At 66.0% G+C, this 25,676-nt stretch carries 16 protein-coding genes and 2 tRNA genes; 15 read left to right on the plus strand and 3 right to left on the minus strand.

The window, feature by feature from the left end; all coding sequences use genetic code 11:
- The first annotated feature begins 279 nt into the window (after positions 1-279).
- The 3 genes from QMX85_RS02980 to QMX85_RS02990 all read left to right on the plus strand — a co-directional run bounded on the left by QMX85_RS02980 (position 280) and on the right by QMX85_RS02990 (position 4,897).
- Positions 280-1,467, plus strand: a complete 1,188-nt coding sequence (locus QMX85_RS02980) for an ATP phosphoribosyltransferase regulatory subunit (protein WP_282338708.1) — start codon at positions 280-282, stop codon at positions 1,465-1,467.
- Between the two features lie 52 nt (positions 1,468-1,519).
- Entirely contained in the window at positions 1,520-2,815 is a 1,296-nt protein-coding gene (locus tag QMX85_RS02985) for an adenylosuccinate synthase (protein WP_282338709.1), read from the plus strand.
- A 147-nt stretch (positions 2,816-2,962) separates the two neighbouring features.
- Positions 2,963-4,897, plus strand: coding sequence for a methyl-accepting chemotaxis protein (locus QMX85_RS02990; RefSeq protein WP_282338710.1), 1,935 nt, complete (start codon positions 2,963-2,965; stop codon positions 4,895-4,897).
- Between the two features lie 117 nt (positions 4,898-5,014).
- Here QMX85_RS02990 and QMX85_RS02995 read toward each other — a convergent pair.
- Positions 5,015-5,101 (minus strand) — tRNA-Leu (locus QMX85_RS02995).
- 115 nt (positions 5,102-5,216) lie between these two features.
- Positions 5,217-5,303 (minus strand) — tRNA-Leu (locus QMX85_RS03000).
- Between the two features lie 209 nt (positions 5,304-5,512).
- On the opposite strand from QMX85_RS03000, the gene rnr reads away from it, so the two are divergent.
- From rnr to alr, 9 genes are all read left to right on the plus strand, one after another.
- Entirely contained in the window at positions 5,513-8,116 is a 2,604-nt protein-coding gene (rnr, locus tag QMX85_RS03005) for a ribonuclease R (protein ID WP_282338711.1), read from the plus strand.
- Entirely contained in the window at positions 8,113-8,865 is a 753-nt protein-coding gene (gene rlmB, locus QMX85_RS03010; protein ID WP_090223827.1) for a 23S rRNA (guanosine(2251)-2'-O)-methyltransferase RlmB, read from the plus strand. The genes rnr and rlmB overlap by 4 nt, the downstream gene beginning before the upstream one ends.
- Before the next feature lie 127 nt (positions 8,866-8,992).
- Positions 8,993-11,134, plus strand: coding sequence for an ATP-binding protein (locus QMX85_RS03015; RefSeq protein WP_282338712.1), 2,142 nt, complete (start codon positions 8,993-8,995; stop codon positions 11,132-11,134).
- 192 nt (positions 11,135-11,326) lie between these two features.
- On the plus strand, positions 11,327-11,734 hold the full coding sequence (rpsF, locus tag QMX85_RS03020) for a 30S ribosomal protein S6 (RefSeq protein ID WP_090223824.1): 408 nt from the start codon (positions 11,327-11,329) through the stop codon (positions 11,732-11,734).
- A gap of 28 nt (positions 11,735-11,762) precedes the next feature.
- Positions 11,763-11,993 carry a 30S ribosomal protein S18 gene (rpsR, locus tag QMX85_RS03025; RefSeq protein ID WP_016495030.1) on the plus strand — a complete coding sequence of 77 codons (231 nt, stop codon included), beginning with the start codon at positions 11,763-11,765 and terminating at the stop codon, positions 11,991-11,993.
- Positions 11,994-12,032: 39 nt separating this feature from the next.
- Entirely contained in the window at positions 12,033-12,926 is an 894-nt protein-coding gene (locus tag QMX85_RS03030) for a hypothetical protein (protein ID WP_282338713.1), read from the plus strand.
- 22 nt (positions 12,927-12,948) lie between these two features.
- Complete coding sequence (gene rplI, locus QMX85_RS03035; protein ID WP_273229051.1) at positions 12,949-13,395, plus strand: 50S ribosomal protein L9; 447 nt, start codon at positions 12,949-12,951, stop codon at positions 13,393-13,395.
- A 182-nt stretch (positions 13,396-13,577) separates the two neighbouring features.
- Entirely contained in the window at positions 13,578-14,972 is a 1,395-nt protein-coding gene (gene dnaB / locus QMX85_RS03040; protein ID WP_282338714.1) for a replicative DNA helicase, read from the plus strand.
- A gap of 95 nt (positions 14,973-15,067) precedes the next feature.
- On the plus strand, positions 15,068-16,144 hold the full coding sequence (gene alr / locus QMX85_RS03045) for an alanine racemase (protein ID WP_282338715.1): 1,077 nt from the start codon (positions 15,068-15,070) through the stop codon (positions 16,142-16,144).
- On the opposite strand, the gene QMX85_RS03050 is transcribed toward alr, so the two are convergent.
- The gene (locus QMX85_RS03050) at positions 16,141-18,006 is read right to left on the minus strand and encodes a diguanylate cyclase (RefSeq protein ID WP_282338716.1); all 1,866 of its coding nucleotides are present in this window, start codon (positions 18,004-18,006) and stop codon (positions 16,141-16,143) included. The two genes, alr and QMX85_RS03050, sit on opposite strands and share 4 nt — an antisense overlap.
- 172 nt (positions 18,007-18,178) lie before the next feature.
- Here QMX85_RS03050 and QMX85_RS03055 point away from each other — a divergent pair, with 172 nt between their 5' ends.
- The 3 genes from QMX85_RS03055 to QMX85_RS03065 all read left to right on the plus strand — a co-directional run.
- The gene (locus QMX85_RS03055; protein WP_282338717.1) at positions 18,179-20,470 is read left to right on the plus strand and encodes a YgiQ family radical SAM protein; all 2,292 of its coding nucleotides are present in this window, start codon (positions 18,179-18,181) and stop codon (positions 20,468-20,470) included.
- A gap of 322 nt (positions 20,471-20,792) precedes the next feature.
- Positions 20,793-24,095: a transglutaminase family protein gene (locus tag QMX85_RS03060; protein ID WP_282338718.1), complete on the plus strand. Its 3,303-nt coding sequence runs from the start codon at positions 20,793-20,795 to the stop codon at positions 24,093-24,095.
- Between the two features lie 84 nt (positions 24,096-24,179).
- On the plus strand, positions 24,180-25,676 hold a 1,497-nt coding region (locus QMX85_RS03065; protein WP_282338719.1), incomplete at its 3' end, for a circularly permuted type 2 ATP-grasp protein.

The following is a 25,676-nucleotide window of genomic DNA, read 5'->3' on the forward strand; positions in this document are numbered from 1 at the left end:
ATGACCCTCGGGGAAAACGTGGTATCATGAGTCAGCCGGGAAATTCCCGGCTTTTTTGCGTCTGCAGCGGACACATGTCAGTCGAGCGACGATCCGAATCGTCCATCATGCGATGAACCGGAGCGTCTTTTTCTGTCCCGCGCCAGGCCGATGCGCCGCGGTAAATGCCTGTCTTTTCCGCATCGCGCATCCCGTCGGGTCGGCCAGCCTTTGCTGGCGAGCGCCCATTTATTCGCTCCACTGTAGGCTGCCGCCCGGTTGAACAAGGGGAAAGGCGAAATGGCAACGGTAGACCGCTGGCTGCTGCCAGATGGCATCGAAGAAGTACTGCCGCCGGAAGCGGCGCTCATCGAAACGGCGCGCCGCCGGGTACTGGACCTGTTCCAGTGCTGGGGCTACGAATTCGTGGTGACGCCGCACATCGAATATCTCGACTCGCTGCTCACGGGTGCCGCCCAGGACCTCGATCTGCGTACCTTCAAGGTCACCGATCCGCTCTCCGGTCGGCTGATGGGCTTTCGCGCCGACATCACGCCGCAGGTCGCGCGGATGGATGCGCACAGCCTGCGCCGCGAAGGGCCGAGCCGCCTCTGCTACGCCGGCAGCGTGCTGCATGCCAAGCCGCGTGCGCTGACGACCTCGCGCAGCCCGATCCAGCTCGGCGCCGAGCTTTACGGTGACGCCAGTCCGGCGAGCGACGTGGAGGTCATCAGCCTGATGCTCGACACTCTGGCGCTGGCCGAGGTGCCCGACGTACACATGGACCTCGGCCACGTCGGCATCTATCGCGGGCTGGCCAGTGCCGCCGGCCTGTCCGGCGAAGCCGAGCAGCGCCTGTTCGACGCGCTGCAGCGCAAGGCGGTCGACGAGGTCGCCGAACTCACCGCAACGCTGTCGCCCACGCTGGCCGGCATGCTGCGTTCCCTGGTCGATCTGTGCGGCGGTCGTGAGGTGCTGGACCTGGCCCAGGCCTGTCTAGTCGAGGCGCCGGATGACGTCCACCTGTCGCTGGACGAGCTGATCGCCATCGCCGACAGCTTGAGCCTACGCTATCCGGAGCTGCCCCTGTATTTCGATCTGGGCGAGCTGCGCGGTTACCACTATCACACCGGTGTGGTGTTCGCCGCCTTCGTCCCCGGGCTCGGTCATTCGATCGCCCAAGGTGGCCGCTACGACGACATCGGTGCCGATTTCGGGCGCGCGCGTCCGGCCACCGGCTTCTCCACCGACCTGAAGAGCCTGGTCACCCTCGGTGACATGCGGCTGGGCGAGCCGCTGTCCGGTATCTGGGCGCCGGACAGCCATGACCTGCCCTTGTGGCAGGCCATCCAGCGCCTGCGCCAGGAGGGCCAGCGCGTCGTCCAGGCGTTGCCAGGACAGGCCGATGCCGCGGCGCGGGAGGCGAGCTGTGATCGCCAACTGCTGCTGCGCGACGGTCGCTGGCAGGTCGTGGCACTGAATTCCTGAGTTTTCCCGCCGGCCGTGCCGGCACCGAGCTTCCGCAAAGAGGACAACTGTTATGGGTAAGAATGTCGTCGTCCTGGGCACCCAGTGGGGTGATGAGGGCAAAGGCAAGATCGTCGATCTGCTGACCGACGAGGCGGCCGCCGTAGTGCGCTACCAGGGCGGCCACAATGCCGGCCATACCCTGGTGATCGACGGTGAGAAAACCGTTCTGCACCTGATTCCCTCGGGCATCCTGCGTGAGAACGTGCAGTGCCTGATCGGCAATGGCGTGGTCGTCGCGCCCGTTGCGCTGATGCGCGAGATCATCAAGCTCGAAGAGAAGGGCGTGCCGGTGCGCGAGCGCCTGCGCATCAGTCCCTCCTGCACGCTGATCCTGCCCTACCACGTGGCTCTGGATCAGGCCCGCGAGAAGGCCCGTGGCGATGCCAAGATCGGCACCACCGGGCGCGGCATCGGTCCGGCCTATGAAGACAAGGTCGCGCGTCGCGGCCTGCGCATCGGCGATCTGTTCCATCGCGAACGTTTCGCCGCCAAGCTCGGCGAACTGCTGGACTTCCACAACTTCGTCCTGCAGCACTACTACAAGGAGCCGGCGGTCGATTTCCAGAAGACCCTGGACGAGGCGCTTGGCTATGCCGACGTGCTCAAGCCGATGATCACCGACGTCGCCGCGCGCCTGCACGAGCTGCGTCGCGAGAACGCGCACATCATGTTCGAGGGTGCGCAGGGTTCGCTGCTCGACATCGACCACGGCACCTATCCGTTCGTCACCAGCTCCAGCACCACTGCCGGCGGCACCGCCACCGGTTCGGGTTTCGGTCCGCTGTATCTGGACTACATCCTCGGCATCACCAAGGCCTACACCACCCGTGTCGGCTCCGGGCCGTTCCCCACCGAACTGTTCGACGAAACCGGCGCGTTCCTCGCCAAGCGTGGCCATGAGTTCGGTTCCACCACCGGTCGTGCGCGTCGCTGCGGTTGGTTCGATGCGGTGATCCTGCGTCGCGCCATCGAGATCAACAGCATTTCCGGCCTCTGCCTGACCAAGCTCGACGTGCTCGACGGTCTGGAAACTATCCGCATTTGCGTGGGCTACAAGGACGAGAACGGCGACGTGCTGGTCGATGCTCCGACCGACGCGGACAGCTATATCGGCCTGCAGCCGGTGTACGAGGACATGCCTGGCTGGAGCGAATCCACCGTGGGCGCGAAGAGCCTCGACGAGCTTCCGGCCAATGCGCGCGCTTACATCAAGCGCATCGAGGAGCTGGTCGGCGCACCGATCGACATCATCTCCACCGGTCCGGATCGCAACGAAACCATCGTTCTTCGTCACCCCTACTCCTGAGTCCGTTGAACGTCCGAAGGGCCGCCGTAGAGCGGCCCTTTTCATTGGTGAAGGAAATGTCGCATTTCGCGGCATGCCGATTGCTGAAGGGTTAAACAAATCCTGGTAGTCGCCGTTAACGGGTAACGGTCGTTAAGGAGTGTCGTCGTGTCAGCCATCCTGTCTCTGCTGCGAAGCCGCCTATTGCGGCCCGCGTTCATCGCCTTGGGCATTGCGCTGCTGGTGCAGGTGCTGGTGGCCGTTGCCCTGACTCGGGGCACGGTGAGTACCCTGACGGAAAAACTCGCTTCACGCTTGGGCGAGGACACGCAGAAGTTGTCCGCCGAACTGGAGCAGGCGAGGCAGGAGGTTTCTTCCGGGCTCAGCGGTTTGTCCGAGCAGACCCGTCAGCGCCTGTCGGCGTCGCTCAGCGAGCGGCTCAAGCAGGAGCAGGCCCAGCTGCGCGGCAGCCTGGAGGCGAACCTCAAGGATTCCGCCAACGATCTCGCCCAGTTGCTTGCCGCCGTCGCCCCCAAGGCGATGTGGGACAACGACGGGCCGGCGCTGTCCGAGTTCGCCCGCCGCGCGCAGCGCAACCCGAACGTGCTGTTCGTCGTCTACGACGACGCCAAGGGCGAGCACTTGACGCGTTACCTGAACCGGCAGAACCCCTTGATCATGGCGCTGCTGGAGCGCGGCACCGGCGAGCGCGCGTTGGACAAGGTTCTGGACGCCGCCGCCAACGACCCTTCGGTGCACCTGGTCGAGGCATCGATCAATCCCAACGGCGTGGAGATCGGCAAGGTCCGCCTCGGCGTCTCCACGGCGTCCATCGAAGCCCAGCTGCAGGCGCTCGATCAGCGCTTCACCGCACTGATCGCCAGCGGCGGCCAGCTGGTGGGCGAAAGCCTGGCCGGTGCCGCCACCGACAGCACGGCGGCGCTGACGGCTCGCCTGCAATCGGCCCGCGCGGCGGCGGACAGCATGAATGCCGGTACGCGCAAGACCGTCGACGAGGCGGCCGGCGAGCTGCGATGGCGCATCGGCCTCGCGCTGGTGCTGGTTGGCCTCGGTGTATTGCTGGTGCTTGCCGTGGTCCTGGGTCGTCGCGTGGTCAACCGGTTGCGGCTGCTGGTGGCGGCGCTCAACGACCTGGCGGCAGGCGAGGGCGACCTCACTCGCCGGGTGAAGCTGGATAGTCGCGACGAGCTCGGCGAGATGGCCGATGCGGTCAACCGGTTCATCGACAAACTGCAGCCGATCATTCGCAAGGCCGGCGACGTGGCCGTGCAGACCGGTACGGAAATCCAGGCGCTGGCCTCGCGCAGCCATGCGGCGGAAGCCGCGGCGGGGCGGCAGATGAACGAGGTGGCCGGCAGCCTCGAGGCGCTCGCCAGCATGACCGCCGAAGCCCAGGCGGAGAGCCGCACCATGCAGGAGGCCTTGCAGCGGGTCGGCGATATCCGGCGCGCGACGGAGGACAATGAGGCGATCGCCAAGCGCGTCGGCGGGCTCATCGGCGCGCTGGAAGAGCGCGTGCAGAACGGCTCCGAAGTGATCCAGCGGCTGGCGCTGCAGAGCGAGCAGATCGAAGTGGTGCTGTCGGTGATTCACGGGATCGCCGAGCAGACCAACCTCCTGGCGCTGAACGCGGCCATCGAGGCGGCCCGCGCCGGCGAGAGCGGACGTGGTTTCGCGGTGGTCGCCGACGAGGTGCGCGCGCTGGCGAGCAAGACCCAGCAGTCGACAGGCGATATCCAGGCGCACATCGGTGCGTTGCAGAAAGGTGCAAAGGAAGCGGTCGCGGCGATCTCCCAGGCCCAGGAGCGCGCCAGCGAAGGCTTGCAGGCCCTGCGCGACAGCGAACGGTTGCAGGAGGAAGTCCAGCGCGCGGTGGCCAGCGTGCACGGCGCCGTGGAGGCGGCGGCCCAGGCCGCGAAGCATCAGGCCGAGGGGGCGAACACCGTTCGCGGCAGGGTCGACGTGATCCACGCCGAGGCCCGGTTGTCCGCCGATGCGGTGGCGGAGACCGCACAAAGCGGCCGGGTGCTCGACGGTCTGGCGGCGCAGCTCAAGGCGAGCCTCGGGCAATTCAAGGCGTAGCGTTCAGCGGGCTGGAAGAAGCCGGGCCACGCGCCCGGCTTTTTTCATGTCGGCGCCTGTCGGATTTTTATCGCAGAAACGAAAAACCGAGCCATTCGGCTCGGTTCGTCTGAAGAGTGGTGCCCAGGAGAAGACTCGAACTTCCACGATGTTGCCATCGCTAGGACCTGAACCTAGTGCGTCTACCAATTCCGCCACCTGGGCACATTATTGCGACGATCGCTCGCCGGCTTTTGGCAACTTTCGTCGGCGAACCGACCGGATATTGCCTTCCGCTTAAACGACAAACCGAGCCTCGCGGCTCGGTTTATCTGAAGAGTGGTGCCCAGGAGAAGACTCGAACTTCCACGGTGTTGCCACCGCTAGGACCTGAACCTAGTGCGTCTACCAATTCCGCCACCTGGGCACTGGATGCGATGATTACTCATCGACTTCCGTGTTACAACGTCTGTGCAACGCTGTGGGCGCGAAATATACGGACGATGTTTTCCCTTGTAAACCCCTGACGGCGAAAAAAATAATTGTCCGCCCAAAGCTGCGCGCCGGGTGGAATTCGCGCTTCAATAGGCATATGAGCGAGACAACAGAATCAACAGACAAGGTGACCTTTCCCTGATGGCCGACTGGCAATCCCTCGATCCCGAGGCCGCCCGCGAGGCGGAAAAATACGAAAACCCCATCCCCAGCCGCGAGCTGATCCTCAAGCGCCTCGACGAGCGTGGCGCTCCCGCCAGCCGCGAGCAGTTGGTCGAGGAGTTTGGGCTGACCACCGAAGATCAACTGGAAGCCCTGCGTCGCCGGTTGCGCGCAATGGAGCGCGATGGGCAGCTTATCTATACGCGCCGGGGGACCTATGCCCCGGTGGACAAGCTCGACCTGATCTGCGGCCGCGTCAGCGGGCACCGCGACGGTTTCGGCTTCCTGGTTCCCGACGATGGCAGCGACGACCTGTTCCTCAGCCCGGCACAGATGCGTCTGGTATTCGACGGCGATCGCGCCCTGGCGCGGGTCGCCGGGCTGGATCGGCGCGGTCGCCGCGAAGGTGCGATCGTCGAGGTGATCTCTCGCGGTCACGAGCGAATCGTCGGGCGCTATTACGAAGAGAGCGGCATCGGTTTCGTGATTCCGGATAACCCGAAGATCCAGCAGGAAGTGCTGATCAGTCCCGGGCGCACCTCCGGCGCGAAGATCGGCCAGTTCGTCGAGGTGGAAATCACCCACTGGCCGACGCCGCGCTTCCAGCCGCAGGGCGATATCGTCGAAGTGGTCGGCAACTACATGGCGCCGGGCATGGAGATCGACGTGGCGCTGCGCAGCTACGACATTCCCCATGTGTGGCCGGCGGCCGTCGAGAAGGAAGCCGCGCGGCTGAAGCCGGAAGTGGAGGAGAAGGACAAGGAGAAGCGCGTCGACCTGCGCCACCTGCCTTTCGTCACCATCGATGGCGAGGACGCCCGCGACTTCGACGACGCCGTTTTCTGCGAGAAGAACGGCAGCAACTGGCGGCTGTTCTCCGGTGGCTGGAAGCTCTACGTGGCGATCGCCGACGTGTCGCACTACGTCAAGGTCGGCTCGGCGCTGGATGAGGAAGCGACCAATCGCGGCAACTCGGTGTACTTCCCCGAGCGCGTGGTGCCGATGCTTCCGGAGGTGCTTTCCAATGGCCTCTGCTCGCTGAACCCGCATGTCGACCGCCTGGCGCTGGTGTGCGAGATGACCATCTCCAAGACCGGCAAGCTGACCGACTACCAGTTCTGCGAGGCGGTTATCCACTCCCATGCACGGCTGACCTACAACAAGGTCAGCGCCATGCTCGAGCAGCCCAAGAGCAGCGAGGGCAAGGCCCTGCGCAGCGAGTACAGCGAAGTGCTGCCGCACCTCAAGCAGCTGTATTCGCTCTACCAGGTTCTTCTCGAGGCCCGTCACAGTCGCGGCGCTATCGATTTCGAAACCCAGGAGACGCGTATCATCTTCGGCTCCGGGCGGAAGATTGCCGAAATCCGTCCGACCCAGCGTAACGATGCACACAAGCTGATCGAGGAATGCATGCTGGCGGCCAACGTCGCCACCGCCGAGTTCCTCAAGAAGCACGAGATCCCGGCCCTCTACCGCGTGCACGACGGCCCGCCGCCGGAGCGCCTGGAGAAGCTTCGTGCATTCCTCGGCGAGCTGGGGCTGACCCTGCATCGCGGCAAGGAAGGCCCGTCGCCGAAGGATTACCAGGCGCTGCTGCAGACGATCCAGGACCGCCCGGACTTCCACCTGATCCAGACCGTGATGCTGCGCTCGTTGAGCCAGGCGGTGTACAGCGCCGACAACCACGGCCACTTCGGCCTGAATTACGAGGCCTACACGCACTTCACCTCGCCGATCCGTCGCTATCCGGACCTGCTCACCCACCGCGCGATTCGCAGCGTGATCCGCTCCAAGCGCGATACGCCGCACGTCAAGCGCGTCGGCGCGGCCGTGATGCCGAAGGCACGCATCTATCCCTACGACGAGCAGGCGCTGGAGCAACTTGGTGAGCAGTGCTCGCTGACCGAGCGGCGCGCCGACGAGGCGACCCGCGACGTGGTGAACTGGCTCAAGTGCGAGTTCATGAAGGATCGCGTCGGCGAGAGCTTCGCCGGGGTGATCACCGCGGTGACCGGTTTCGGCATCTTCGTCGAGCTGAAGGACATCTACGTCGAAGGCCTGGTGCACGTGACCGCGCTGCCCGGCGATTACTACCACTTCGATGCCGTACACCATCGGCTAGCCGGTGAGAAGACCGGGCGCAGCTTCCGCCTCGGCGACAGCGTCGAGGTGCGGGTGATGCGCGTCGACCTGGACGAGCGCAAGATCGATTTCGAGCTGGCCGAGAAGCAGCTGGAAAAGCCGATCGGACGCAAGAACCGCACGGGCGAGAAGCCTTCCACTGGCGGTGGACGAGGCAAGTCGGGCGATGCGACGAAGTCGTCTTCGGCTTCCGGCACGTCCGCGCCGCGACGCAGCTCGAAGGGCGCCGACGCGGCCGGGGGCGATGACGCCATCGGCAATACCGACGTGAACAAGAGCCGGGCCCTCAAGCAGGCGCTGCTCTCCGAGGCCAAGAGTGGCAAGTCGGGCAAGCCGGCCGCGTCCGGCGGCCAGGCGGCGGGCAAGTCCACGCGTCATCGCAAGGGGCCGCCCAAGGCGGCCGCGGGAGACGCGCCGCGCAAGCGTAAGGCCAAGTCATGAGCGAGCTGGAAAAAGTCTACGGCGTGCACGCCGTAGAGGCTCTGCTGCGCCACCATCCCAAGCGGGTCAAGCAGCTCTGGCTGGCCGAGGGGCGCCAGGACCCGCGCGTGCAGACACTGGTCGAGCTGGCCAGGCAGGCGCGCGTAAGCACCGGGACCCGTGACCGTCGCGAACTGGACGAGTGGGCCGAGGGCGTGCACCAGGGCGTCGTCGCCGAGGTCAGCCCCAGCCAGGTCTGGGGCGAGAACATGCTCGAGGAATTGCTCGAGCGCGCCGAAGGCCCGCCGCTGTTGCTGGTACTGGACGGCGTCACCGATCCGCACAACCTGGGTGCCTGCCTGCGTACCGCGGATGCCGCCGGGGTGCTGGCGGTGATCGTGCCCAAGGACAAGTCCGCGACGCTCAACGCCACGGTGCGCAAGGTGGCCTGCGGCGCCGCCGAGGTGATCCCGCTGGTGGCGGTGACCAACCTCGCGCGCACGCTGGAGAAGTTGCAGCAGCGCGGCCTGTGGATCGTCGGTACTGCCGGCGAGGCGGATCAGGACATCTATGCGCTCGACATGAGTGGGCCGACGGTGCTGATCATGGGGGCCGAAGGCAAGGGCATGCGTCGCCTGACTCGCGAGCACTGCGACTACCTGGCGCGTCTGCCGATGTCCGGCAGTGTCAGCAGCCTCAACGTATCCGTGGCAACCGGCGTCTGCCTGTTCGAGGCCGTGCGCCAGCGCCGCAGCAAGCTACCGGGCTAAGCCCCAACAACGTTCTGTCCCGTCGCGCCACGCTCGACGGGCAGCCTCCCGAGGCGCCGAACCCTTACCTGCGAACGACATTCGAAGCGTGGGTGAGGAAGGCCCAGAGGCCTATCGGAGGTCAGTAATGCAGTGTCCTGATTTCGAGAGCTTGTTCAGGCTTTCGCCCAATGCCTATCTGTTGTTGAGCCCCGAGCTGATCATCCTCGACGCCAGCCATGCCTACCTGCGGACTACCGGCCGCAGCCGCGCTGAACTGCTTGGTCAGCGCATCGATGAGGCGTTTCCGCCCGATCCGCTGCAGCCTGAAAGTACGGCCATCGCCGACCTGATGGCTTCGTTCCAGCGCGTCCTAAGCCGCAAGGCGCTCGATACCCTGCCGCTGATCCGCTACGCCATCGCGCGCGAGGGCACTAAGGGCGTGGTTTTCGAGGACCGGTTCTGGAGCGCGACCCACACGCCGATCCTCAACGCCGCCGGCGACGTGCAGATGATTCTGCAGCACACCGTCGACGTCACCGACCTGCAGGCGATGAAGCTAGCGTTGCGCGAGTCCGCCGGTGCCCAGCCGCAGGCGCAGCGCGAAGAAGGCGTGCTGTCGCGCGCGCGGGCGATGCAGGCCGAGGGTTACCAGTTGCGCCAGCTGTTCGAGCAGGCGCCGGGATTCATCTGCTTTCTGCGCGGTGAGCAACACGTCTTCGAGCTGACCAATCCGGCCTACGAGCGCCTGGTCGGCGAGCGCACACTGCTGGGGCGACCGCTGCGCGAGGCGCTTCCCGAGCTGCATGAGCAGGGGTTCTTCGAGCTGTTCGATCACGTCTACCAGAGCGGTCAGGCGTACGTTGGCAAGAAGAGCCGCGTGCAGCTGCAGCGCCAGCCCGGTGTGCTGGACGAGTTGTACGTCGACTTCATCCTGCAGCCGATCACCGAGTCGGACGGCACGGTGTCGGGGATTTTCGTCCAGGGCAGCGACGTCAGCGAGCAGAAGCGTAGCGAGGACGAGCTGGCCGGCTATCGCCAGCACCTCGAGGAGCTGGTGGCGGCGCGTACCGCCGAGCTGGAGAAGAGCGAAGCCGAGCGCCGGCAGACCGAAGAGGAACTGCTGCAGGTGCGCAAGCTGGAGGCCATAGGCCAGCTCACCGGTGGCATCGCCCATGACTTCAATAACGTGCTGCAGGTCATTGGAGGCAACCTGCAACTGCTGCGCCGCTCGCTTGGGGACGACGCCACCAGCCTGCGCCGCCTCGAATCGGCGGTCGCCGGCGTGGAGAAGGGCGCGCGCCTGGCCTCGCAGCTGTTGGCGTTCGCCCGTCGCCAACCCCTGATGCCCAGGACGCTGGACATGGGCGACCTGTTGCAGCGCATGAACGAGCTGCTGCAGCGCTCGCTGGGCGAGGGCACGTCCATCCAGCTCGAGATCGACGACGGACTCTGGTCGACGTTCGCCGACGTCGGGAATCTCGAGGCGGTGCTCCTCAATCTCGTGATCAACGCGCGCGACGCGATGCAGGGCAATGGCGGCGTCCTGCGCCTGCAGGTGCGCAACGTCACGCTCGATCAGCAGTATGCGGACAGCCATGGCGACGTGCTCGTTGGCGACTACGTGCAGCTCAGCGTGGTCGACGAAGGCTGCGGCATGAGCCCCGAGGTGCTGGAGCGCGCCTTCGAGCCGTTCTTCACCACCAAAGGCGGGCGCGGTGGCAGCGGGCTCGGCTTGAGCATGGCCTACGGTTTCGTCAAGCAGAGCGGCGGGCACATCACCTTGGCCAGCGAAGAGGACGGCGGCACCGCCGTGGTCATCTATCTGCCGCGTTTCCTCGAGGAAGACGAGGCCGTAGATGCGAGCCTGCCCGACGGGTCGACGCTGCAGCCTGCCGAGCCCGCCGAGGAGGCGCCGCAAACCGAGGCGGCCCCGGCGTCCGGGCTGAGCATCCTTTTCGTCGAGGACGATTTCACCCTGCGCATGCTCACCGGCGAGGTGATCGAGGAACTGGGCCATCGCGTACATGCCTGCGAGTCCGCCGAAGAGGCGCTGCAGGTGCTGCAGGGCGAGCGCTTCGACGTGCTGCTCACCGACATCGGGCTGGGCGGGATGTCCGGGCTGGAGCTGCTGCGCGCGGTTGCGCCGAACCATCCGCAGCTCAAGCTGGTGATCGCTTCCGGCTATCCGGTGGATGCGTGCAAGGAAGGCGTGCCGGCGGCGCAGGTCCTTCTCAAGCCCTACGACCTGCAGCAGGTGCGCGAGCTGCTGGCCGCGCTGGCGGGCTAGCCGACCAGGCTGGGCGGGCTGGTTAAATATTCGCCAGTTCGCCTTGCGCGGCCCATCACCCTTCACTAGAATGGCGCCCCTTGCCGAGTGGGCAGGCGTTCGCGCGCCTCCTTCCGGGCAAGGCCAAAACGAGAAATTTCACTCCTTGCCTGACCGGTTCTCCCGGCAGGCTACAACCCGTAAGGAGCATTCATGCGTCATTACGAAATCATCTTCCTGGTCCATCCGGATCAGAGCGAGCAGGTCGGCGGCATGGTCGAGCGCTATACCAAGCTCATCGAAGAAGACGGCGGCAAGATCCATCGTCTGGAAGATTGGGGCCGTCGTCAGCTGGCTTATGCCATCAACAACGTGCACAAAGCGCACTACATCATGCTCAACGTAGAGTGCAGCGGCAAAGTCCTGTCCGAACTGGAAGACAACTTCCGTTATAACGATGCCGTGATCCGTAACCTGGTCATCCGTCGCGACGAAGCCGTTACCGGCCAGTCCGAGATGCTCAAGGCCGAAGAGAACCGCAGCGAGCGCCGTGAGCGCCGCGATCGCGTTGAAAGCCCTGACGGCGCCGATGGCGACGACAGCGACAACGCTGACGAGTAATCACCGGATCTATTGAGGAGCCACTTTCATGGCACGTTTCTTCCGTCGTCGTAAATTCTGCCGTTTCACCGCTGAAGGCGTTAAAGAGATCGATTTCAAGGATCTCAACACCCTGAAAGCCTACGTTTCTGAAACCGGCAAGATCGTTCCTAGCCGTATCACCGGCACCAAGGCCAAGTATCAGCGTCAGCTGGCAACCGCTATCAAACGCGCTCGCTACCTGGCCCTGCTGCCCTACACCGACAGCCACGGCCGTTGAGACGGGCAGTCGACGCAAGCAAGGGATAGATGAGTAGGCATGCGCGCATTCGCTGATTTCGTCATGCGCGGCCGCATGCAGGCCACCCTGGTGGTGGTCGGGGCCGCGGCGTTGCCGCTGTTGTTCTGGCTGAGTGCGGCCGCGGGCAGTCTGGTGCTGCTGCGGCGCGGGTTGAGCGATGCCCTGGGCATCGTCGCCTGGGCACTTTTGCCGGCGCTGGTCTGGTGGTACTTCGGCGAGCCGCGCACCCTGATGGTGTTGCTCGGTTCGCTGGGGCTGGCACTGGTGCTGCGTGGCGCTGTTTCGTGGACGCGTGTGTTGCTGGTCAGCGTACCGCTGGGCCTGGTCTACGGCCTGGTTCTGGGTGCGGTTTTCGGCGAGCCGATCGCGGCCATGGCGGGTGAGTTGCAGAAGCTCATGCCGCAGGTGCTCGATGGCGTCTACCAGCAGATGTCGGCAGGCGAGCGAGTACGCCTGGAGAGCCTGTTGGCGCCAGTGCTGACCGGACTGATGGCTGCGTTGTTGCAGGTCCTCAGCCTGCTCAGCCTGATGCTCGGGCGCTACTGGCAGGCGGCGCTTTACAACCCCGGGGGTTTCGGTAGCGAGTTTCGCGCGCTGAGGCTGCCGGTGCCGGTCACGCTGATGCTGGTCGCCGGCATGCTGCTGGGCCCCAATCTGGGGCCGCAGATGGCCATGCTGACGCCGCTGTGCAGCGTGCCGCTGGCGTTCGCCGGTATCGGCCTGATGCACGGCCTGGTGGCCGGTGGCGCGTTGAGCCGGTTCTGGCTGGTTGGCCTGTACATAACGCTGCTGGTGTTCATGCAGCTGATCTATCCGTTGCTGGTGGTCCTGGCCATCGTCGACAGCTTGTTTGATTTTCGCGGACGCACGGGGCGCAAGAGCGGTCCGGATTCCGCGGACGGTGAAGGTTAAAAGTTCAAGAGGTAAGACCCAAATGGAAATCATCCTGCTGGAAAAAATCGCCAACCTGGGCAACCTGGGCGACAAGGTGAACGTCAAGGCCGGTTACGGTCGCAACTACCTGCTGCCGCAAGGCAAGGCCACTGCTGCCACCGCCGCCAACGTCGCTGCGTTCGAAGAGCGCCGCGCCGAGCTGGAAAAAGCTGCTGCCGACCGTAAGGCTTCCGCCGAAACGCGTGCTGCTCAGCTGGCCGAGCTGGAAGTCACCATCACCGCGACCGCGGGCGATGAGGGCAAACTGTTCGGTTCTATCGGTACCCACGACATCGCCGACGCACTGACCGCCTCCGGCGTCGAAGTGGCGAAGAGCGAAGTCCGTCTGCCGAACGGCACCATCCGTCAGGTCGGTGAATACGACGTGGCCGTGCACCTGCACAGCGACGTCGAAGCCACCGTCAAACTGATTGTGGTGGCCGCCTAAGTCGGGCGACCGCAGGCCCCGCATTCAGCGGGTCTGCTTACAATCGGGCACGACATTGCGCAAGCGATGCCGTGCCCGTTGTTTTTCAGGCGGCGTTAACGCCGTATCCTGTCCGAAATTTTTGCGTGATCATCGATCGCGCCGCTAAATCCATCGCTCGTCTCGAATCGCCGCCGACTCCTATGAACGACATCAGCATCCCGCAGCAATACGACCTGGAAACCGCCGCGCTCAAGGTGCCGCCCCATTCCATCGAGGCCGAACAGGCCGTGCTTGGCGGTCTGATGCTGGACAACAATGCGTGGGAGCGCGTGCTTGATCAGGTCTCCGATGGCGACTTCTACCGGCATGACCACCGGCTGATCTTCCGGGCGATCTTCAAGCTGGCCGAGCGCAACTCGCCGTTCGACGTGGTGACCCTTTCCGAGCAACTGGACAAGGAAGGCCAGCTCAGCCAGGTCGGCGGCCTGGCCTATCTTGGTGAGCTGGCGAAGAACACGCCGTCGGTGGCCAACATCAAGGCCTACGCGCAGATCATCCGCGAGCGCGCCACGCTGCGTCAGCTGATCGGCATCAGCGCCGAAATCGCCGACAGCGCCTACGCCCCCCAGGGGCGTACGGGCGAGGAGATTCTCGACGAGGCCGAGCGGCTGATCTTCCAGATCGCCGAGGCGCGGCCGAAGACCGGCGGGCCGGTCGGGATCAACGACATCCTGGTCAAGGCCATCGATCGTATCGATTCGCTGTTCAACAACGGTGACGCGATCACCGGCCTGTCCACCGGCTTCAACGACCTGGATGCGCAGACCAGCGGCCTGCAGCCGGCCGACCTGATCATCGTTGCCGGCCGTCCGTCGATGGGCAAGACCACCTTCGCGATGAACCTGGTGGAAAACGCGCTGATGCGCAGCGACAAGGCGATCCTGGTGTTTTCCCTGGAGATGCCTTCCGAATCCATCGTGATTCGTATGCTCGCTTCCCTCGGCCGCATCGACCAGACCAAGGTGCGTGCCGGCCGCCTGGATGACGACGACTGGCCGCGCCTGACCTCGGCGGTCAACCTGCTCAACGACCGCAAGCTGTTCATCGACGACACCGCCGGCATCAGCCCGTCGGAGATGCGCGCGCGCAGCCGGCGCCTGGCGCGCGAGCACGGCGAGATAGGCCTGATCATGGTCGACTACCTGCAGCTCATGCAGATCCCCGGTTCCAGCGGTGATAGCCGGGTCAACGAGATCTCCGAAATCTCGCGCTCGCTGAAGGCCCTGGCCAAGGAATTCAACTGCCCGGTGGTCGCCCTGTCGCAGCTCAACCGTGGTCTGGAACAGCGCCCGAACAAGCGCCCGATCAACTCCGACCTGCGTGAATCCGGCGCCATCGAGCAGGACGCCGACATCATCATGTTCGTCTATCGGGACGAGGTGTATCACCCGGAAACCGAGTTCAAGGGCGTCGCCGAAATCATCATCGGCAAGCAGCGTAACGGTCCCATCGGCACCACGCGGCTGGCTTTCCTCGGCAAGTACTCGCGCTTCGAGAACCTAGCGCCGGGCAGCTACCAGTTCGACGACGAGTAAGTTCGCGTCCGTCGCGGCGGTCCTCGCCGCCAATCAATGAAACCTGCGCCGTGGCGCTACCATGGCGCTCCCGTTTTCCTTTCAGGATATCCAGCATGCGTCCGCTGTTCGCCCAGATCGACCTGGCCGCCGTTCGCCACAACCACGCCTTCGCCAAGCGCTGCGCGCCCGGTCGCCAGGTGTTCGCGGTGGTCAAGGCGAATGCCTACGGACACGGCGTGCGCGAGGTGGTCACAGCGCTGCACGACGAGGCCGACGGTTTCGCCGTGGCCAGCCTGGAGGAGGGCGCCGAGGTTCGCGCGATGCACGATGGCGCGCGCATCCTGTTGCTCGAGGGCTGCTTCGAGGCGGGCGAGTACGCCGTTGCCGCACGGCTGCGCATCGACGTGGTGGTGCAGGGGGTGGAGCAGGCCGAGGCGCTGCTCGCCAGTCGCCTGCCGGCACCGCTCAACGTCTGGCTGAAGCTGGATTCGGGCATGCACCGCCTGGGTTTCGACGCCGATGCGCTGCGCGCCTGGCATCCGCGCCTGGCCCAGACCGATCAGGTCGCCGAACTCAACCTGATGAGCCACTTCGCCTGTTCCGACGAGCGCAACCATCCGCTCACCGAGGCGCAGCTGGAGCAGTTCCTCGGGTTGCTCGACCTGGATTTCGCCCAGCGCAGCCTGGCCAACTCGGCGGCCGTGCTGACCCTGCCGGCCGCGCACATGGACTGGATTCGCCCTGGGATCATGCTCTACGGCGCCACGCCGTTCGCCGAGCTTTCCGCCGCCGAGCTGGGGCTCAAGCCGGTGATGAGCCTGAATGCGCAACTGATCGCGGTGCGCGACGTGGCCGCCGGTGAAAGTGTCGGCTACGGCGCCGGTTGGGTGGCTGCGCGGCCCTCGCGCATCGGCACGGTGAGCTGCGGGTACGCCGATGGCTATCCGCGCAACGCGCCGGCCGGCACGCCGGCGATCATCCGCGGCCAGCGCGCGCCGCTGGCCGGACGCGTGTGCATGGACCTGCTGATGATAGACCTGACGGACCTGCCGGAAGCCGGCGTCGGCGATGCCGTCGAACTGTGGGGCGCGCAATTGCCGGTGGACGAGATAGCGGCGGCCTGCGGCACGGTCGGCTACGAGTTGCTGACCAAGGTCACCGCCCGCGTGCCGCGCCGTTATCGTTCCTAGGCTCCGGCGTCCGCCGGGCCGTCCGGCCACTCCTCGCCGCCACTGACGGCCGCCGCCGAGCGGCCACCGCGTTTGACTTCGTAGAGCGCCGAGTCGGCCGCCTGGTAAAGGCTGGCGAAGTGGGTGGCGTGGCGCGGATAGAACGCCACGCCGATGCTCACCGTCACCCACAGGTGATAGCTGGCGTAGGCCACCGGCTGCGAGAGCTTGTTCAACAGACGGTCGGCGATCATCTTCGCGTGGCTTTCCGCATCCGGTCCGCAGATCAGCACGGCGAATTCGTCGCCGCCCAGCCGCGCCACGCTGTCGAGGCCGCGCACGCTCTCGCGAAGGCGGGCGGCGATGGTGCGCAGCATCATGTCGCCGGCGTCGTGGCCGTGCCGGTCGTTGATCGGCTTGAAGTGATCGAGGTCGATCAGCATCAGCGCGAAGCTTTCGCCGCGGCGGATGGCGTTGGCCATGGCGTTGTCCACCCGTTCGATCAGATGGCGGCGATTCGGCAGCTCGGTGAGCGGGTCGTGGAAGGCCGCCAGCTCCAGTTCCTGCTCGCGCTGCGAGAGTCGCTGGTTGCTCGCTGCAAGTTCCGCGGTGCGCTGCTTCACCGCCCGTTGCAACTCGGCCTCGCTGGCCTGGATTTGCGCCAGGCGCGCGGTCTTCTCGCGGTCGGCCTGCTCCAGGGCGATCGCCTTGTCCTGCTTGAGCATCTGGATGCGGTAGGCCAGGGCGAAGGAAAACAGGATCGATTCGGCCGCCACCGCCAGGGGGAACACGTAGGCGTTCCACGCCGAGGGCTGCACCACGCCGGTGGCGCGTAGCAGCAACAGGCCGACGCTGGCGAGGATCACGCCGTAGCCGCACAGGTAAAGGTACGCCGGGAAGTAGCCCTGGCGGCCGCGCACCACCGCTGACCAGAGCGCGCCGGGGATGCTGGTCAGCGCCAGCACGACGAACAGCCAGGCGCCGAAGCCGCGCCAGCCGAGGCCGTCGAAGATCACGGCGATCACGTAGAGCGCGCAGGACAGATCCAGCAGCCGATGCGCCCAGCGCACGTGCTGGCGGGTCTGCAGCAGGTTCTGGGTGAAGCGGCAGGCGCCGAAGCCCCAGAGCGCCGGAATGCTGATGCGGTCCAGCCAGAAGGGCACCGGCGAATCCGGCCAGAGGTACTGGAAGCCGTGTCCGCTCATGCTGAGGATCATCAGCAGCGCGCCGGCGGTGGTCGTCACGTACCAGAAATAGGCGGCGTCGCGCAGGCTGAGGAAGATGAACAGGTTGTACAGCAGCAGCGCCAGGATAATTCCGTAGATCACCCCGAGGTAGAGGTTTTCCTGGGCGGCGAACCGGTCCAGGTCGCCCAGTTGCCAGATTTTCAGGGGGAAGGAATTGCCGGCCGGGTCGAAGCTGCGCAGGTAGAAGGTCAGCGGCTGCTCACCCAGCGCCGGCAGGGCGAACAGCATGCGCCGGTAAGCATGGTCGCGGCCTTCGGCGAAGCTGACCCGCTCGCCGGACTGGCGCGTGTGCCAGCCGCCGTCCTCGCCCGGCAGGTACAGCCGCAGGTCGAGCAGCGTCACCGAGCCGACCTCCAGCCACCACAGTGCCGGGGCATCGGCGCCGCGCTGCAGGCTGACCTTGATCCACCAGGGATTGCGGCTCTGGCCGACGCTGGCCCTGCCGTCGGCGGGCTGGAAGCGCGCCTGCACGGCCGGGTCGGCGAGGTCGGCGATGCTCAACTGGCCGCCGACGTCTTCGAGCAGTTCGATCTGCCCGTTGAGCGTTCGTCCACTGTCATCCTGATTGATCAGTACCGGTGCCGCCTGCACCGCGCCCAGCGCGAACAGTACGGCGAGGAAGATCATTGCACGCATCCAAGCGCTCCCTGGTGGATTGGACGTCTGGAGCGTCCCTGTCGCCTGAATATAAGCACAGCCCATCGTCCAATGGCAGGCGCCCGGTCGGGAAAGACCCTGCTGCACGGTCGGACTTGTTCATTTTTTGTGCTATATTCCGCGGCCGTGAAATTCAGCCGGTCCCCTGACGATGCAAGCCGCCAAGCCGTTGTTCGACTATCCCAAGTACTGGGCCGAGTGTTTCGGCCCCGCGCCCTTCCTGCCGATGAGTCGCCAGGAAATGGATCGGCTCGGCTGGGACAGTTGCGACATCATCATCGTCACCGGCGATGCCTATGTCGATCACCCGTCCTTCGGCATGGCCATCATCGGCCGCCTGCTGGAGTCGCAGGGTTTCCGCGTCGGCATCATCGCGCAGCCGGATTGGCAGTCGAAAGACGATTTCATGAAGCTCGGCGAGCCGAACCTGTTCTTCGGCGTCGCCGCCGGCAACATGGATTCGATGATCAACCGCTACACGGCCGACAAGAAAATTCGCTCCGACGACGCCTACACGCCGGGCGGCCTGGCCGGCAAGCGCCCGGATCGCGCCAGCCTGGTCTACAGCCAGCGCTGCAAGGAGGCCTACAAGCATGTGCCGATCGTGCTCGGCGGCATCGAGGCCTCGCTGCGTCGCATCGCGCATTACGACTACTGGCAGGATCGGGTTCGTCATTCGATCCTGATCGACGCCTGCGCCGATATCCTGCTCTACGGCAACGCCGAGCGCGCGGTGGTGGAGATCGCCCAGCGCCTGTCGTTCGGGCAGAAGATCGAGGACATCACCGATATCCGCGGTACCGCCTTCGTCCGCCGCGATACGCCCGCCGGCTGGTACGAGATCGACTCCACGCGCATCGACCGTCCGGGCAAGATCGACAAGATCATCAATCCGTACGTCAACACCCAGGACACCGCCGCCTGCGCCATCGAGCAGGAGAAAGGACCGCTCGAGGACCCGAACGAAGCCAAGGTCGTGCAGTTGCTGCCGAGCCCGAAGCTGACCCGCGACAAGACCGTTATCCGCCTGCCGTCCTTCGAGAAGGTGCGCAGCGACGCCGTGCTCTACGCCCACGCCAACCGCGTGCTGCACCTGGAAACCAACCCGGGCAACGCCCGCGCGCTGGTGCAGAAGCATGGCGAGGTCGACGTCTGGTTCAACCCGCCGCCCATTCCGATGAGCACCGAGGAAATGGACTACGTGTTCGGCATGCCCTACCAGCGCGTGCCCCACCCGGCGTATGGCAAGGAGAAGATTCCGGCCTACGAGATGATCCGTTTCTCGGTGAACATCATGCGGGGCTGCTTCGGCGGCTGCACCTTCTGCTCGATCACCGAGCACGAAGGCCGGATCATCCAGAACCGTTCCGAGGAGTCGATCATTCGCGAGATCGAGGAGATCCGCGACAAGGTGCCGGGCTTCACCGGGGTGATTTCCGACCTCGGCGGACCGACCGCGAACATGTACCGCATCGCCTGCAAGAGCCCGGAAATCGAATCCGCGTGCCGCAAGCCGTCCTGCGTATTCCCGGGCATCTGCCCGAACCTGAACACCGACCATTCCTCGCTGATCCAGCTGTACCGCAGCGCCCGTGCGTTGCCCGGCGTGAAGAAGATCCTCATCGCCTCGGGCCTGCGCTACGACCTCGCCGTCGAGTCGCCGGAGTACGTCCGGGAACTGGTCACCCACCACGTCGGTGGCTACCTGAAGATCGCCCCGGAGCACACCGAGGAAGGTCCGCTCAACCAGATGATGAAACCGGGCATCGGCACCTATGACCGGTTCAAGCGCATGTTCGAGCGGTTCTCCAAGGAAGCGGGCAAGGAGCAGTACCTGATCCCGTACTTCATCGCCGCGCATCCGGGCACCACCGACGAAGACATGATGAACCTGGCCCTGTGGCTCAAGGGCAACGGCTTCCGTGCCGACCAGGTGCAGGCGTTCTATCCGTCGCCGATGGCGTCGGCCACCGCGATGTATCACTCGGGCAAGAACCCGTTGCGCAAGGTGACCTACAAGAGCGAGGGGGTCACCATCGTCAAGAGCGAGGAGCAGCGCCGCCTTCACAAGGCCTTCCTGCGCTACCACGACCCGAAGGGCTGGCCGATGCTGCGGGAGGCGCTGACCCGCATGGGCCGCGCCGATCTGATCGGGCCGGGCAAACACCAGTTGATTCCCCTGCACCAGCCGGCGACCGACGGCTACCAGAGCGCCCGGCGCAAGAATTCCACGCCAGCCGGCAGCCACAAGGTCGCCAAGGAACAGAAGATCCTCACTCAGCACACCGGCCTGCCGCCGCGCGGCAGCGACGGCAGCAAGCCGTGGGACAAGCGCGAGGAGGCCAAGGCGGCCGCCCAGGCGCGGCGTCAGGCGGATCGGGCCGGCGGTGCGCCGCCCAAGGGCAAGGGCAAGAAGCCGGCGCGCCCCGTAGCGCCACGCTAACGGGTGTTGCATCCCGGTGAGCGACGCAGGGCGCTCCTTCCGGGACTTACTTCGTATCGAATTCTTCCAGCACCGGTCGTCGGTGTATCCCTGCTTTACCGAGACGCCCCGACCCTGTTTTCCCTGCAGCAACCGCCTCCGCCGCCGGGTCAGCTTGCCGCAGGGCGGTCGATGCCCCATCCTTGACCGTGTCGCGCATGCGCCGGCGGCCCGTGCTCCCTCATGGTGCCGGCGGGCGTAGACCGCTCCCTGCATGGGCCCGATTGGCTGGCATGGGTCTTGCGCGTCGCAAGTCATCGCCCAGGCCCGCAGGAGGCTCGTCGTGTCGATCCATGTCGCGTTGCACCATGTAACCCACTATCGCTACGACCGCCTGGTCGAACTCGGCGCCCAGATCGTGCGTTTGCGCCCGGCGCCCCACAGCCGTACACGCATCCTTTCCTATTCGCTCAAGGTCCTGCCCGAGAAGCACTTCATCAACTGGCAGCAGGACCCCCAGGGCAACTACCTGGCGCGCCTGGTGTTCCCCGAGAAGACCCGCGAATTCAAGGTCGAGGTCGACCTGGTCGCCGAGATGGCGGTGTTCAACCCCTTCGATTTCTTCCTCGAACCCTATGCCGAGAAGATTCCCTTCGCCTACACCGGCGAGGAAAAACGCGAGCTGGCGCCCTACCTGGTGCAACTGCCGCTGACGCCAAAGTTCGAGGCCTATCTCGCCGGTATCGACCGCACCGCCACGCCCAGCGTGGACTTCCTCGTCGCGCTCAACCAGCGCCTGGCGAAGGACATCCGCTACCTGATCCGCATGGAGCCGGGCGTGCAGACGCCTGAGGAAACCCTGGTCAGCGCCGCCGGTTCCTGCCGCGACTCGGCCTGGCTGCTGGTGCAACTGTTGCGTCATCTGGGCCTGGCCGCGCGCTTCGTCTCGGGTTATCTGATCCAGCTCACCGCCGACGTGAAATCCCTCGACGGGCCGAGCGGCACCGATGTCGACTTCACCGACCTGCACGCATGGTGCGAGGTCTACCTGCCGGGCGCCGGCTGGATCGGCCTGGACGCCACCAGCGGCCTGTTCGCCGGCGAAGGCCACATCCCGCTGGCCTGCAGCCCCGAGCCGTCGTCCGCGGCGCCGATCAGCGGCGCGGTGGAGAAGTCCGAGGTCGAGTTCAGCCACGACATGCGCATCGAGCGCATCTGGGAAGCGCCGCGCGTCACCAAGCCCTACAGCGACGAGCAGTGGCAGGCCATCGACCATCTCGGGCGGAAGATCGACGCCGACCTCAAGCGCGACGACGTGCGCCTGACCATGGGCGGCGAGCCGACCTTCGTCGCCCTCGACTACCCCGACGATGCCGAGTGGAACACCGCCGCGCTCGGTCCGAACAAACGCAGGCTGGCCGCCGAACTGTTCCACCGCCTGCGCGAGCACTATGCGCCGAATGCACTGGTGCACTTCGGCCAGGGCAAGTGGTATCCGGGCGAGCAACTGCCGCGCTGGTCGCTGAACTGCTTCTGGCGCCGCGACGGCGAGCCGATCTGGCAGGACCCGGCGCTCTACGCCGACGAAACCCGCTACTACGGCGCCGATGCGCGCCTTGCCGCGCGTTTTCTCACCACCCTGGCCGGGCACCTCGGATTGTCCGGCGAGCACGCGTTCCCTGCCTTCGAGGATTGGCTCTACTACCTCTGGCGCGAGCGCAAGCTGCCGCTCAACGTCACCCCGGAAGACTCGCGCCTGGCCGATGCCCAGGAGCGTGAACGCCTGCGCAAGGTGTTCTGCCGCGGCGTCGGCGAAGTCGTCGGCCACGTCCTGCCGCTGGCGCGCAGCGAGAAAGGCGAGGAGTGGATCACCGGGTCCTGGTTCCTGCGCGACGAACATTGCCGGTTGATTCCCGGCGATTCGGCGATGGGTTACCGCCTGCCGCTGGATTCGCAGCCGTGGGTGCGCGAGGCCGACTATCCCTTCGTGCGCCCGCGCGATCCCAACCAGTTCTTCGCCGAACTTCCGCCGCGCCTGGAAATCCAGGGCCGGGTGAAGACGCCGCTGTTCCCGCAGAAAGCCGCCAAGGCCGAGGACCCGACGCCGCCGCCGAAGCTCAACGAGTCCGCCCACCAGATCGTCCGCACCGCGCTGTGCGCCGAGCCGCGTGACGGCCGCCTGTACCTGTTCATGCCGCCGCTCGAGCGTCTTGAGGATTACCTCGAACTGGTCGCGGCGATCGAGACCACCGCCCGCGAGCTGCGCTGCCCGATCCTCATGGAAGGCTACGAGCCGCCCAGCGATCCGCGCCTGACCAACTTCCGCGTCACCCCCGATCCGGGCGTGATCGAGGTGAACATCCAGCCCTCGGCGAGCTGGGAAGAGCTGGCCGAACGCACCGAGTTTCTCTACGAAGCGGCGCGGCAGACGCGCCTGACCAGCGAGAAATTCATGGTCGACGGTCGCCACACCGGCACCGGCGGCGGCAACCATTTCGTTCTCGGCGGCGCGACCCCGGCGGATTCGCCGTTTCTCCGACGCCCGGACCTGCTGCGCAGCCTGATCAGCTACTGGCACAACCACCCATCGCTGTCGTACCTGTTCTCCGGGCTGTTCATCGGCCCGACGTCGCAGGCGCCGCGCGTCGACGAGGCGCGCAACGACTCGCTCTACGAGCTGGAAATCGCCTTCGCACAGATGCCCGAGCCGGGCGCGGAATGCCCGCCGTGGTTGGTCGACCGCCTGCTGCGCAACCTGCTGGTGGATGTCACCGGCAACACCCACCGCTCCGAATTCTGCATCGACAAGCTGTACTCGCCGGACGGCGCCACCGGGCGCCTCGGCCTGCTCGAACTGCGCGCCTTCGAGATGCCGCCGCACGCGCGCATGAGCCTGACCCAGCAGTTGCTGCTGCGCGCGCTGGTGGCGCGGTTCTGGAACGAACCCTACGCGCCGCTGCGCCTGGCGCGCTGGGGCACCGAGCTGCATGACCGTTTCCTGCTGCCGCATTTCGTCGAGCAGGATTTCGCCGACGTGATCGCCGAGCTCAACCAGGCGGGCTATCCGCTGCGCAGCGAATGGTTCGCCGCGCACTTCGAGTTCCGCTTCCCGCGCTACGGCGACTACGTGGTGCAGGGCATCGACCTGGAGCTGCGTCAGGCGCTCGAACCCTGGCATGTGCTGGGCGAAGAGGGCGCGGTGGGCGGCACGGTGCGCTACGTGGATTCGTCGCTGGAGCGCATGCAGGTCAAGCTCAGCGGCCTGGCGCCGGACCGCTACATCCTCACCTGCAACGGCGCCAGCGTGCCGTTGCGCGCCACCGGCAAGGTCGGCGAGTTCGTCGGCGGCGTGCGCTATCGCGCCTGGCAGCCGGCGAACAGCCTGCACCCGAACATCCCGGTGCACGCGCCGCTGGTTTTCGACCTCTTCGATACCTGGATGCAGCGCTCGCTGGGCGGTTGCCAGTATCATGTCGCCCATCCTGGCGGGCGCAATTACGAGACCCTGCCGGTCAATTCCAATGAAGCCGAGAGCCGGCGCCTGGCGCGTTTCTTCCGCTTCGGCCACACCCCAGGCAAGCTGGCGCCGCCGCGCCCGGTTGTCTCGGACGAGTTGCCGATGACCCTGGACCTGCGTCGCGTGTGAACCAGAGCCGCGCCGCGCAGGTTCAGCCTGCGGGATTCGAGCGCGGCCATGATCGGCCCTGATTAACTGTCTATCGAGCCACTGATGCCCGACTTGCTTGCCGATTGTCCGTCAACCCCGCGGGCCTATCACGAAATGCTCGATGCGAGCGGCCGGGTTCGCCCGCACTGGGACAAGCTCTACCAGCACCTCGAGCGCAGCAGCCCGGCGCAGCTGGAACAGCGCCAGGCACTGCTCGATCGGCAGATTCTCGAGAACGGCGTCACCTACAACGTCTATGCCGACCCCAAGGGCACCGACCGTCCCTGGGCGCTCGACCTGCTGCCGAACCTGATCAGCGCCGAGGAGTGGCAGGGCATCGCCGCCGGCGTCGCCCAGCGCGCGCGCCTGCTCGACAGCGTGCTCGCCGACATCTACGGCCCCCAGCAATTGCTCGCCGACGGCCTGCTGCCGACCGAGCTGGTGTTCGGCCACAACAACTTCCTGTGGCCGTGCCAGGGCATCCGTCCGCCGGGCGGCACCTACCTGCACAGTTATGCCGTGGACCTGCGCCGCGCGCCGGACGGGCGCTGGTGGGTGATCGCCGACCGCACGCAGACGCCCTCCGGCGCCGGCTACGCGCTGGAGAACCGGCAGATCATCTCGCGCACCTTCCCGGACCTGTTCCGCGAACTGCGCGTGCAGCACCTGAGCAGCTACTTCCGCACCCTGCGCGAAACGCTGGTCCGGCAGGCGCCGCGCGAGGACAACGAAGCGCCGATGGTGGTGCTGCTGACCCCGGGGCGTTTCAACGAAACCTATTTCGAGCACCTCTACCTGGCGCGCCACCTGGGCTTCCCGCTGGTGGAGGGCAGCGACCTGACGGTGCGCGACGCCACCTTGTACCTGAAGACCCTGGGCGGCCTGCAGCGCGTGCACGCGGTGTTGCGGCGCCTGGACGACGACTTCTGCGACCCGCTGGAACTGCGGACCGACTCCGCGCTCGGCGTTCCCGGCCTGCTCGAAGCGGTGCGCCAGGGCCGCGTGCTGGTGGCCAACGCACTGGGCAGCGGCGTGCTGGAGTCGCCCGGACTGCTCGGCTTCCTGCCGAAGATCCAGGAGAAGCTGTTCGGCGAGGAACTGCTGCTGCCGTCCATCGCCACCTGGTGGTGCGGCGAGGCGCCGGTGCTGGAGCAGGCGCTGGAGAAACTCGGCGACCTGCTGGTGATGCCGGCCTTCCCCTCGCAGAGCTTCGTCCCGCAGCTCGGTCACGACCTCGACGCCGCCGGGCTGGCCAACCTGACCCGGCGCATCCGCGCGCGGCCCTACGCCTACGTGGCGCAGGAGATCGCACAGCTGTCGCAGGCGCCGGTCTGGCAGGACGAACACATGCAGTCGCGGGCGATCGGCATGCGCGTCTACGCGGTCGCCAGCGCCGACGGTTACCGGGTGATGCCGGGCGGGCTGACCCGCGTTTCCGCCGAGTCCGGCGCCCAGGTGGTGGCCATGCAGAGCGGCGGCGGCAGCAAGGACACCTGGGTGCTGGCCGGCCACGCCGCGCTGGGGGAGGCGCCACGCCCGCGTCCGCTGGGCGTGCACGAC

Origin of the sequence: Pseudomonas sp. PS02288 (assembly GCF_029959715.1) — a bacterium.
Lineage (GTDB): Bacteria > Pseudomonadota > Gammaproteobacteria > Pseudomonadales > Pseudomonadaceae > Pseudomonas_O > Pseudomonas_O kuykendallii.

Coding starts and splice junctions, on each gene's coding strand:
- rplI (WP_273229051.1), top strand. CDS start 12,949: ATGGAAATCATCCTGCTGGAAAAAATCGCCAACCTGGGCAACCTGGGC.
- QMX85_RS03015 (WP_282338712.1), top strand. CDS start 8,993: ATGCAGTGTCCTGATTTCGAGAGCTTGTTCAGGCTTTCGCCCAATGCC.
- QMX85_RS03055 (WP_282338717.1), top strand. CDS start 18,179: ATGCAAGCCGCCAAGCCGTTGTTCGACTATCCCAAGTACTGGGCCGAG.
- QMX85_RS02985 (WP_282338709.1), top strand. CDS start 1,520: ATGGGTAAGAATGTCGTCGTCCTGGGCACCCAGTGGGGTGATGAGGGC.
- dnaB (WP_282338714.1), top strand. CDS start 13,578: ATGAACGACATCAGCATCCCGCAGCAATACGACCTGGAAACCGCCGCG.
- alr (WP_282338715.1), top strand. CDS start 15,068: ATGCGTCCGCTGTTCGCCCAGATCGACCTGGCCGCCGTTCGCCACAAC.
- QMX85_RS03030 (WP_282338713.1), top strand. CDS start 12,033: ATGCGCGCATTCGCTGATTTCGTCATGCGCGGCCGCATGCAGGCCACC.
- QMX85_RS02980 (WP_282338708.1), top strand. CDS start 280: ATGGCAACGGTAGACCGCTGGCTGCTGCCAGATGGCATCGAAGAAGTA.
- rnr (WP_282338711.1), top strand. CDS start 5,513: ATGGCCGACTGGCAATCCCTCGATCCCGAGGCCGCCCGCGAGGCGGAA.
- rpsF (WP_090223824.1), top strand. CDS start 11,327: ATGCGTCATTACGAAATCATCTTCCTGGTCCATCCGGATCAGAGCGAG.
- QMX85_RS03050 (WP_282338716.1), bottom strand. CDS start 18,006: ATGCGTGCAATGATCTTCCTCGCCGTACTGTTCGCGCTGGGCGCGGTG.
- rpsR (WP_016495030.1), top strand. CDS start 11,763: ATGGCACGTTTCTTCCGTCGTCGTAAATTCTGCCGTTTCACCGCTGAA.
- rlmB (WP_090223827.1), top strand. CDS start 8,113: ATGAGCGAGCTGGAAAAAGTCTACGGCGTGCACGCCGTAGAGGCTCTG.